The organism is Cupriavidus sp. 05T42, from assembly GCF_056396345.1.
Map to the genome: position 1 here is coordinate 78,213 of NZ_JBFTLH010000024.1, position 10,232 is coordinate 88,444.

Below are 10,232 nucleotides of genomic sequence, written 5' to 3' on the forward strand. Positions count from 1 at the left end.
CAGCAAGTAAAAATCTACCAGCCTCGGCGGACGAAGACAACCGATGGCGCAGATTCGTGCAATTTCCGCGCCGGATATGACGCTGGCGTGTCATCGTCGMCCGACCTATACTCGCAGATGCCGTTTGCGCAATGCAGCATCCTTGGCCCCCGGGGGATGCCTGCCCGACTCCAGAATATTGGTTCCAGGGAACGCTGCCCATGCTCACACCTACGTTGGACCCGTCCGCGTTGCCGCCGACCGGCGACAAGTACGCCATGCTGCTCGCGCGCTGCGCGGGCCTGCCGCCGATTCCCACCGCCGTGGCCCATCCGTGCGACTACAGTTCGCTCGATGGCGCGCTCGAGGCGGCTCGGCTCGGCCTGATCGTGCCACTGCTGGTCGGCCCCGAAGTCCGCATCCGCCATGTCGCGGCGGAACACGGGCTGTCGCTGGAAGGCACCCGCATCCTCGACGTCCCGCACAGCCACGCCGCCGCCGCGCGTGCCGTGGAAGCGGTGCGTGCCGGCGAGGCCGAACTGCTGATGAAGGGCAGCCTGCACAGCGACGAGCTGATGCACGCGGTGGCCAGTTCGGCGAGCGGCCTGCGCACGGGCCGGCGCCTCTCGCACGTGTTTGCGATGGACGTGCCCACCTATCACAAGCCGCTGTTCATCACCGACGCGGCGGTCAACATCTTCCCCACGCTGAACGAGAAGGCCGACATCGTCCGCAACGCCATCGACCTGGTGCGCGTGCTCGGCATCGAGACGCCCAAGGTGGCGATCCTCTCCGCCGTGGAAACCGTCACCGACAAGATTCCGTCGACCATCGACGCGGCAGCGCTCTGCATGATGAGCCGGCGCGGCCAGATCGAAGGCGGCATCCTCGACGGCCCGCTGGCCTTCGACAACGCGATCAGCAAGGCCGCAGCGGACACCAAGGGCATCCACTCCGAGGTGGCCGGCGACCCCGACATCCTGCTCGTGCCGGACCTCGAGGCCGGCAACATGCTCGCCAAGCAGCTCACCTTCCTGGCCGGCGCCGAGGCCGCCGGCATCGTGCTGGGCGCACGGGTGCCGATCATCCTGACGAGCCGTGCCGACAGCGTGCGCGCGCGCATCGGCAGTTGCGCCATCGCCGTGTTGCTTGCGCATGCGCGCCGCACCGCCGCCGCCGTGCCCGCCTGAGCGCGATGCCAGCGCCAAGACAGTCGCCAGGAGAATCATCTTGAGTACCGTCCATCCCGTGATCCTCGTTGTCAACGCCGGGTCATCGAGCGTGAAGGTTTCCATCTACGTGGTGCCCGAGTCGGCGCATCACAATGTCGATATCCAGCCCGAACTGGCCGCGCACGGGCAGATCGAGGGCATCGGCGTGGCGCCGCGCCTGACCGCGCGCATGGCCGACGGCCGCGTCGTGGCCGATGAGCAGTTTCCCGTGGAGCAGGTGGCCGACCACGATGCCGCCTTCCGCCTGATTCGGCTGACGCTGAGCGTGGGCCTGCGCGATACGCCACCGGTGGCGGTCGGCCATCGCGTGGTGCATGGCGGCGCAGACTTCGCCGATGCGGTGGCGATCGACGACAACGTGATCGAGCGGCTGGAGGCCCTCGTCCCGCTCGCCCCGCTCCACCAGCCGCATAACCTGACCGCGATCCGTGCGGTGCGCGCCGCCGTGCCGGAGCTGCTGCAGGTGGCCTGCTTCGACACCGCCTTCCACGCCGGCCACGACCCGCTCGCGCAGTTGATGGCGCTGCCGTACGAGTACTACGAGCGCGGCATCCGCCGCTATGGCTTCCACGGGCTGTCGTATGCGTATATCGCGCGCCGGCTGCGGCAGGTGGCGCCGGACCTCGCCGAAGGCCGTGTCATCGTGGCGCATCTTGGCAACGGCGCCAGCCTCTGCGCGATGCGCGAGGGCCGGAGTGTGGAATCGACAATGGGACTGACCGCGCTGGATGGCATGCCGATGGGCACGCGCTGCGGCAATATCGATCCGGGCGCGGTGCTGTGGCTCGCCGCGCAAGGCATGGAAGCCGATGCGATCCAGGCCATGCTGTACGGCCAGTCGGGGCTCAAGGGGATTTCCGGCATCAGCAGCGACATGCGCGTGCTGCTGGCCAGCAACGAGCCGCGCGCCGTACTGGCGGTGAACTTCTACGCCTATCGCGCCGCGCAGGAGATCGGCAAGCTGGCCGTCACGCTGGGCGGGCTCGATACGCTGGTGTTCACGGCAGGCATCGGTGCGAACTCCKCCGAGGTGCGTGCGCGCATCTGCGCCTACCTCGACGGGCTGTTCGGCGTCCGCCTTGACGAGCAGGCCAATGCCGCCAACACCCAGCGCGTGAGCCGCGACGACAGCCGCGTGCCCGTGCTGGTGCTGCCGACCGACGAGGAAGGCATGATTGCGCTCTCCACCGCGCGCATCCTGCGCGAGCGCGGCGGACTGTAGTAGCGGCGGCGGCCGGGCTCAGGCTTCGAGATAGTGGCCGCGCAGGCGGTCGATATCGACGCCAAGACCATCGGCCAGATAAGCCTCCAGGCCGCCGTGCGCCTGCTCGATGGCGGCGATCGACGCCTCCAGGTATTCCGGCCGCACCTCGAGCAACGGCATGATGACGTCGGGCGGCACGCCCAGCGCCTCGGTTCGCGCGAGGATCGCCTCGTTGAAGCGGCGGTTCCAGTGGTTGGACTCGAGGTAGTTGGCGACGATGTCGTCCCGCGCCACGCCAAGCGCGGACAGCAGCAGCAGCGACGCAAAGCCGGTGCGGTCCTTGCCGGCCGTGCAGTGGTAGTACAGCGTGCCGCCTGTCTCCGCATTGCGCAGGAAGCCGCCGAACGCGTCGCGATAGCGCACCGGGAAATCGCGGTAGACATCGACCATAAAGGCGTGGACCTGCGCCGGCGTGCTGTCACGCAGACGTGGCATCAGCACGTCCATCGCCATGCTGCCCTCCAGCACCGGCACGGGAATCCAGCGGAAGCGCTCACCGAAGGCGGCCTCCTGCGGGGACTTCTCGCCGGCCGAGCGAAAGTCGATGACCATGTCGAGGCCCAGCGCATGCAGGCGATCCAGGTCCGCCACGCTGGCCAGCGCCGGATTGCCGCTGCGAAAGAGCTTGCCGTGACGCACGCGGCGCCCATGCGCGCCGACGAGGCCACCGAGGTCACGTGCGTTGCTGATCGTCTCCAGCGGCAGGCACGGACGGATGTGTGTTGGGTGAGTCACCATGTCGGTGTCCGGTTAAGGGTGATCGAAGGGTTTTCAACATCGTCCCCAATTATTTCAGATCGAGGACACGCGGCGCCATCGGGAATCGCCCAATGTCCGCCATCCGTTGCGCCGCCGTGACGCACCGTGTGTCGCCCCCGATGCCTGATCTTGCAGAGGCTTGATCCTGGACAAATCGCGCTGACGCGGTGCCTTGGCATGGGCAGGCACGCTTCTCATAATGCGTGGGTCGACCGCGGCGACCCTGCGTGACGACCGCGTCGACAGGCTCATCCACTTAGGAAGTCAAGATGCCTGACTCGCATATCTCTGCTGCACCTGCCGCCGCCAAGTCGGCGCCCGTCACCCCCAAGGTGACCCTCCACTGGGGCTTGTACCTCGCCCTCGCCGTGCTCGCCGCGGTACTCCTGATACCTACGCCCGAAGGGCTTCCCATCGCGGGGCAGCGCATGCTCGCCATCCTCGCCTTCGCCGTGGTCGTGTGGATCACCGAGGCGGTGACCTACGAGACCAGCGCGATCATGATCACCTCGCTGATGGCGGGCCTGATCGGCTTCGCGCCGACGGTGGCCGATTCCACGGTCAACTACGGCACCTCGCGCGCGCTGGGCATGGCGCTGGCCGGCTTCTCGAACACGGCGCTCGCGCTGGTGGCGGCCGCGCTGTTCATCTCGGCTGCGATGACCGTGACGGGACTCGACCGGCGCATCGCGCTGGTCACGCTCTCCGCCATCGGCACCAGCACGCGCCGCATCCTCATCGGCACCATCGCGGTCACGATCATCCTCAGCCTGGTCGTACCCAGCGCCACCGCGCGTAGCGCCTGCACGGTGCCGATCATGATGGGCGTGATTGCCGCGTTCGGCGTGGACAAGAAGTCCAATACCGCCGCCGGCATCATGATCATGGTGGCGATGGCCACCAGCGTGTGGAACGTCGGTATCCAGACCGCCGCCGCGCAGAACCTGCTGACCGCCGGCTTCATGGACAAGCTGCTCGGGGAGCGCGTGACCTGGCTGCAATGGCTGATCGCCGGCGCGCCGTGGGCGCTCATCATGTCGGCGGTGCTCTATTTCCTCGTGCGCTGGCTGCTGCCGCCTGAAACCGATGCGATTGCCGGCGGCAAGGAAGCCGTGCAGCGCGAACTGGCCGCGCTCGGGCCGATGACCGGCCCGCAGAAACGTCTCGCCGCCGTCGCCATCGGCCTGCTGGTGTTCTGGGCGACCGAGGGCAAGCTGCACAGCTTCGACACCGCGACGATCACCTTCGTCGGCCTGGTGATCCTGATGCTGCCGCGCTTTGGCGTGATGGACTGGAAGACCATGCAGGCGCGCACGCCGTGGGGCACGCTGATCGTGTTCGGCGTCGGCATCAGCCTTGGCACCGCGCTGCTGACCACGCAGGCCGGCCAGTGGCTCGGCAAGTTCGTGGTCACGCATTCCGGCCTTGCCGACCATGGCGTGCTGATGGTCTTCGCGGTGCTGTCCGCGTTCCTGATCCTGATCCATCTGGGGTTCGCCAGCGCCACCGCGCTGACCGCCGCGCTGCTGCCCATCCTGATCTCTGTGCTCCAGACGCTGCCGGGCGACATCAACAAGGTCGGCATGACCATGCTGCTCGGCTTCACGGTCAGCTTCGGCTTCATCCTGCCGATCAACGCGCCGCAGAACATGGTCTGCCTCGGCACGGACACCTTCGACGGCCGACAGTTCGCCCGCGTGGGCATTCCGCTGACGATCATCGGCTATGGCCTGATGCTGCTGTTCGCGGCCACGTACTGGCGCTGGCTCGGCTGGGTCTGACCGCCGTCCCCGCCAACAAGACGCCCCCATCACGAAACCCGTGCTCGAATTAAGGCGGGCGATCGGCAATTTCCGAATCGTCATCGGACCCATGGCAAAATATGCGCCATGCAACGCCTCTGGTCCGCCTTCGTCAAACTCGTCCTGCTCGCCGTACTCGGCGGTGCATTGCTCATCGCCTTCGCGGTACTGGTGGCCGACCGCCAGCTTCCGTCGCTCGACTCCCTGACCGCCTTCCGCAAGACGCCGGACTATGTCGAGCTACGCCAGTTCCCGCCGGCGCTGCGCGAGGCGGTGGTGGCCATCGAGGATGACCGCTTCTATCTCCATGACGGCGTGGACTACGTCGGCGTGATGCGGGCCGGCATCGCCAATCTCTCGGACGACCTCTCCCAAGGGGCGTCCACCATCACCATGCAGGTGGCGCGCAACTTCTTCCTGTCGCGCCAGAAGACCTACACGCGCAAGCTCTACGAAGTGCTGATGGCCTACCGGATCGAGCGCGCGCTGACCAAGGACGAGATCCTTGAGATCTATCTGAACAAGATCTACCTCGGCCAGGGCGCCTATGGCTTCGACGAGGCCGCCCAGACCTACTTCGCCAAGCCCGTGGCCCAGCTCACGCTGGCCGAATGCGCGATGCTGGCCGGCCTGCCCAAGGCGCCATCGGCCAACAATCCCGTGGTCAACCCGCGCCGGGCGCGCCAGCGGCAGACCTATATCCTGCTGCGGATGATGGAACTCGGCCGGATCTCGCGCGCCCAATACGACGCCGCGCTGCTCGAGCCGCTGCGCCTGCGGTGAATTTGGGCTGACCTCGGCACTTCCGCTGTCAGCCGGCGCCCGACTGCGCGCGCAGCGCCCTGCATGCTAGCCTCCCCGCAAGACGATCACGGAGAGCCTGCCATGGATGGGATCTGGGGAGAGGTCTACAGCACGCTGCGTTCGGAATTCGCCGATATCCCCGATGTCGCGGAACTGACCCGCATTCTCACGCGGCTCACGCTCGCGATCGTGCTGGGCGGGCTGATCGGGTTCGAGCGGGAAGCGGCCGGCAAGGCCGCCGGCTTGCGCACGCACATGCTCGTGGCGCTGGGATCGGCGCTGTTCGTGCTCGTGCCGCTGATGGCGGGCATGGAGGTCGCGGACATGAGCCGCGTGCTTCAGGGCGTGGCGTCCGGCATCGGCTTCCTGGGCGCGGGCGCCATCATCAAGCTCAACAGCGAGGAAAACATCCAGGGCCTGACTACGGCCGCCAGCATCTGGACCGTGGCCGCCATCGGCGTGGCTTGCGGCCTCGGCCGCGAAAGCACGGCCGTGGTCGGCACGCTGTTCGGGCTCGTGATCCTGCAGGTGCTCTATCGGCTCAAGAAGTAGCACGATGATCTTTCGCGCCCGCTAGCATGCACGGCGGGCTAGAGATATAGAAGAACCCTGAATCTGCATGGCGATTGAGCCTTGATCAAACGCCCCTGAGTTACCCCAGCCAAAGCATTTCCACCCCCTGAGAATCCGTTTATCGTGCGGCGCGCAAGGCTCGCGTCGCACGACGCGTTGTCCTTGCAGCAGGCTTTATCAGGCTGACAACGGAGCGCAAAGGCATGGCGGATCTTGGGGAAGAACTGAAGGCTTACGGCGGCGCGCTGGACGAGGGGCTGACCGGGCGTCAGGCCTATTTCCTGGCGGTGCCCGGCGCGGCAAGCGCGGCGGGGCTGTCCGTGGTCTCCTTCAAGGCCGTGGAACGCCTGGGCGAGCCCTACGCCGTCACCATCCAGCTCACGCACCCGCTCGTACTGAACCAGGCCGACTACCTGGGCAAAGCGGCAACGTTTTCCATCGCGCCGGCCGACGGCGCGCTGCCACGCCAATTCGCCGGCTGCATCACGCAGTTCAGCAAGACCCGCCAGACGCACGATTTCTGTGGCTACGAGATCGTGGTAGAGCCCCTTGTTGCACGCCTGCGCCTCACGCAGGCCCGCCGCATCTACCAGCGGCAGACCTTCCCGGAGATCATCGAGGCGATCCTGCGCCGGCACGAACTCAAGGGTCACCAGTTCATCTTCCGGCTGCGGCGCAAGTATCCGCAGCTTGCGTTCCGCATGCAGTATCGGATGTCCGACTGGGACTACATCCGGCTGCTGATGGAGCAATCCGGCATCTATTCCTATTTCACCCCGGGCAAGTTTGGCGAGATGATCGTCTTCGGTGACGACATCGACCATTACCTCTACCAGCCGGAACTGCGGGTGCCGTACCGGGAGACGGCGGGGCTGGAGTCCGGGCAGGAATCGGTGTTCGCGCTCCAGACCCATGCGAAGACCATCCCGGCATCGTTCCGGGTGGCGGATTTCAATCCCGACAAGGCGTGGGAGCGGCCTACCGGCGACGCCAACGTCGCACGCAAGGAGAAGACGACCTACGGCGAGTCCTATGTCTACGGTGCCCATCACCTCGACTTCGACGATGCCAAATGGGAGGCGCAACTGCGCCATGAGGCAAAGGTTGCCGAACAACTGGTCTATGCCGGCGAGAGCAACGTGCTGGCGCTCTGCCCGGCGCGCATCCTGCGCATGGACATGGCCCTGCCCGACGCGCCCAATGGCCAGGTCATCACCGAGGTCATCCACACCGGCGCCCGCGACGCCGCCTATCGCAACACGTACCGGGCGATTCCTTCCGACCGGCGCTTCCGGCTGCCGATGGACGAGGCGAAATGGCCGCGCATTTCCGGCACGCTGAGCGCGCGTGTCACATCGCCGGGTGAATACAAATACGCCTACCTGACCCAGCACGGCCACTACATCGTGCGCTTCGATTTCGACTTCGACGCATGGCCCAAGGGCGGCGAAAGCGTGCCGCTGGCGCTGGCCAAGCCGTTCGCCGGCGCGCGGCAGACCGGCTTCCATTTCCCGCTGGTGGACGGCACCTACGTGGACGTCGCTTTCCGTGACGGCAATCCCAACAAGCCCTACATCGCACACGTGCAGCACAACAGCCAGCACACGGACCTGATCACCAACCAGGACCGCTGGCTCTCGCGCAACGTGATCCGCACGCAGAGCAATAACAAGCTGCGCTTCGAGGACTGGGAGGGACAGGAGGGGATCAAGCTTTCCACCGAGTATGCGGGCAAGAGCCAGTTGAACCTTGGGTGTTTGGTGGATAGCAAGAGGAAGAAGCGCGGGGAGGGCTTCGAGCTTCGCACGTCAGGTTGGGGCGCGATACGGGGTGGGAAGGGCTTGCTGCTGTCAACCGATGACCAACCGAAGGCAAGTGGGGCGCAACTCGACATACAGGAGGCGATGAAGCGCCTTGGCGACKCGCAAGCCCGTATCGAGGGACTGGCGCAGGCCGCGCAGATTGCCCAGGCGGATGCCGCCGACGCGAAGGCGATGCAGGAGGTGCTCCAGACCCAGATCAAGGATCTGCAGCAGGCGGTCATGCTGCTTTCCGCCAACGCCACCATCGCCATGGTCACCCCCGACGCGATCCTGCAAAGCGCCGGCACCGACCTGACGATGACGGCGGGCGCGAATGCCGATGTGGGTGCGCTGCGCCGATTCACGGTGGCAGCAGGCGAATCCATCTCGCTGTTTGCGCAGAAGATGGGCATCAAGTTGTTCGCAAGCAAGGGAAAAGTCCAGATCCAGGCGCAACACGACGAGATGGAACTCGTCTCCCAGCAGAACATGACGATCAGCAGCAGCGAGGGGCACGTCGTGCTGCAGGCGAGGAAGTMCGTCACGCTGACCGACGGCGGCGGCGCCTACATCAAGCTGGAGAACGGCAACGTGACGATCGCCTCGCCAGCGCAGGTGACCATCAAGATGGCCAACTTCAAGTGGGACGGCCCCGATAGCATCGCCGGAAAGTTTCCTGGGTTTTCCGCATGTAGTAAATCGGCCGACGCCGCTGCGGGAGCGGGTGAGAACAGTGTGGCCTTGACATGACGACCCCCAACCAGACCATGCCGCCTTCGGCCGGCGCAATTTCCACATGCCAGCCGCCCTCACTTTTCCATGGTGGATACCTGTTGCTCGACCCCGGCGCGTTTCGCGCCACCGAAGAGCTGACTCCGCTCCACGGACGTGTCTGCGTTCCGACTAACTGGAGCGGCGATCTCACCGGCTTGCCGATGCTGATAGATCTGCGCCAGTGTGGTGAACGGCAAGTGCAGTGGCTGGAATCCATCGTGGGCGAAGAGTACGAAGCTCAACAGCTTGAGCCGCTGTCGCGACCGCGCATCTGTGCGCATCTCAAGGCGCCCGTTCCCGTAGATGCGCTCGCGTCTCACCTGGCGAATCAGATGCTCGTGCTGCCGATCGACAAGACTCGCAATCGGTCTGGGCAGGGGGCGCTATGGCGATTCTTTGATCCTCGGGTGTTCGCCAATCTTTGTTGGCTGCTGAATCCGGACCAACTGGCGGTATTGCTCGCGCCGGTCTCGACATGGGCGTTCCCATGGTTTGGCAACTGGTTTGCCATCGACATGGCGGCGAATGGCGGGTCTACGCTAGACGAGATCCCGCAAGAACGGATCGCCGGGTTCACGCCCATCGAGATCGACCTATGGGCGCGCGCCCAGCGCATCGCCCTGGTCAACCAGGTCCTCGCACGCCTGGCTTTGCCGCGAGACCTCTCCTGGGCGCAGCGTGCGGCGCAAGCGATGCGCATTGAGCCGGACCTCGCCGTCATGCTGACGCCCGAGGACTACGACCAYCTGGCCCAGCGGCACGCGATGATCACCGAGCCCCTGCCGCCAGCCGATACCTCKAACACTCGAACCTTGGGGACCTGACGTCTATGGCCATCGAAAAAACATGCGGCTACTGCGACAAGCGTGGCCTGCTCATCCTGCCCGTGCGCTATGCGATAGCACCCATCGACATGGGGCTACCGGCGGTCACCGCGCCACTGAAGGTGGAAGACACCGCCCGTAGCGTCGGCAAAGGCCAGAAGCAGGACCTGACGCTGCATGGCAGCGCGCGCTACACGACCCGCTTGCTACGCTGCGGCTACCTGTATGTGTATGACGAAAAACGCGATCGAATGGACGCTTACTGGATCTCAGAGGATGGCTACTACAGGAGCATTCCCGCGGCGACCGTCGTATCGGAAAGCTCAAGATCGCTCAAGCCTTGCAGTGACGCCGGACACGTGGAACTCGCCGGATGCATCGGCATCCCGGACGCCACGCAGGCAGGCATCGTCTGGTTC

General features: G+C 65.7%; 9 protein-coding genes. 8 read left to right on the top strand and 1 reads right to left on the bottom strand.

Annotated elements, in window-relative coordinates; genetic code table 11:
* Positions 1-200 precede the first annotated feature (200 nt).
* Both AC1EJR_RS24240 and AC1EJR_RS24245 read left to right on the top strand, forming a co-directional pair.
* Positions 201-1,169 carry a phosphate acetyltransferase gene (locus AC1EJR_RS24240; RefSeq protein WP_092298171.1) on the top strand — a complete coding sequence of 323 codons (969 nt, stop codon included), beginning with the start codon at positions 201-203 and terminating at the stop codon, positions 1,167-1,169.
* A gap of 40 nt (positions 1,170-1,209) precedes the next feature.
* Positions 1,210-2,433 carry an acetate/propionate family kinase gene (locus AC1EJR_RS24245; RefSeq protein ID WP_477147669.1) on the top strand — a complete coding sequence of 408 codons (1,224 nt, stop codon included), beginning with the start codon at positions 1,210-1,212 and terminating at the stop codon, positions 2,431-2,433.
* An 18-nt stretch (positions 2,434-2,451) separates the two neighbouring features.
* Here AC1EJR_RS24245 and AC1EJR_RS24250 read toward each other — a convergent pair whose 3' ends face one another.
* A complete protein-coding gene (locus AC1EJR_RS24250; RefSeq protein WP_092298165.1) occupies positions 2,452-3,213 on the bottom strand; it encodes a tyrosine-protein phosphatase in 762 nt (253 codons plus the stop codon).
* 290 nt (positions 3,214-3,503) lie between these two features.
* Between AC1EJR_RS24250 and AC1EJR_RS24255 the strand changes: the two genes are divergently transcribed.
* From AC1EJR_RS24255 to AC1EJR_RS24280, 6 genes are all read left to right on the top strand, one after another.
* Positions 3,504-5,015, top strand: a complete 1,512-nt coding sequence (locus AC1EJR_RS24255) for a DASS family sodium-coupled anion symporter (protein WP_092298162.1) — start codon at positions 3,504-3,506, stop codon at positions 5,013-5,015.
* 108 nt (positions 5,016-5,123) lie between these two features.
* Positions 5,124-5,819: a transglycosylase domain-containing protein gene (locus tag AC1EJR_RS24260; protein ID WP_441591815.1), complete on the top strand. Its 696-nt coding sequence runs from the start codon at positions 5,124-5,126 to the stop codon at positions 5,817-5,819.
* Between the two features lie 102 nt (positions 5,820-5,921).
* Entirely contained in the window at positions 5,922-6,392 is a 471-nt protein-coding gene (locus AC1EJR_RS24265; protein ID WP_092298156.1) for an MgtC/SapB family protein, read from the top strand.
* Between the two features lie 224 nt (positions 6,393-6,616).
* Positions 6,617-8,965, top strand: a complete 2,349-nt coding sequence (locus AC1EJR_RS24270) for a type VI secretion system Vgr family protein (RefSeq protein WP_477147670.1) — start codon at positions 6,617-6,619, stop codon at positions 8,963-8,965.
* Entirely contained in the window at positions 8,962-9,813 is an 852-nt protein-coding gene (locus tag AC1EJR_RS24275) for a DUF4123 domain-containing protein (RefSeq protein ID WP_477109055.1), read from the top strand. The genes AC1EJR_RS24270 and AC1EJR_RS24275 overlap by 4 nt, the downstream gene beginning before the upstream one ends.
* Before the next feature lie 5 nt (positions 9,814-9,818).
* Positions 9,819-10,232, top strand: a 414-nt coding sequence (locus AC1EJR_RS24280; protein WP_477147671.1) for a toxin VasX, incomplete at its 3' end; no start/stop codon positions are given.

Coding starts and splice junctions, on each gene's coding strand:
- AC1EJR_RS24240 (WP_092298171.1), top strand. CDS start 201: ATGCTCACACCTACGTTGGACCCGTCCGCGTTGCCGCCGACCGGCGAC.
- AC1EJR_RS24250 (WP_092298165.1), bottom strand. CDS start 3,213: ATGGTGACTCACCCAACACACATCCGTCCGTGCCTGCCGCTGGAGACG.
- AC1EJR_RS24255 (WP_092298162.1), top strand. CDS start 3,504: ATGCCTGACTCGCATATCTCTGCTGCACCTGCCGCCGCCAAGTCGGCG.
- AC1EJR_RS24260 (WP_441591815.1), top strand. CDS start 5,124: ATGCAACGCCTCTGGTCCGCCTTCGTCAAACTCGTCCTGCTCGCCGTA.
- AC1EJR_RS24265 (WP_092298156.1), top strand. CDS start 5,922: ATGGATGGGATCTGGGGAGAGGTCTACAGCACGCTGCGTTCGGAATTC.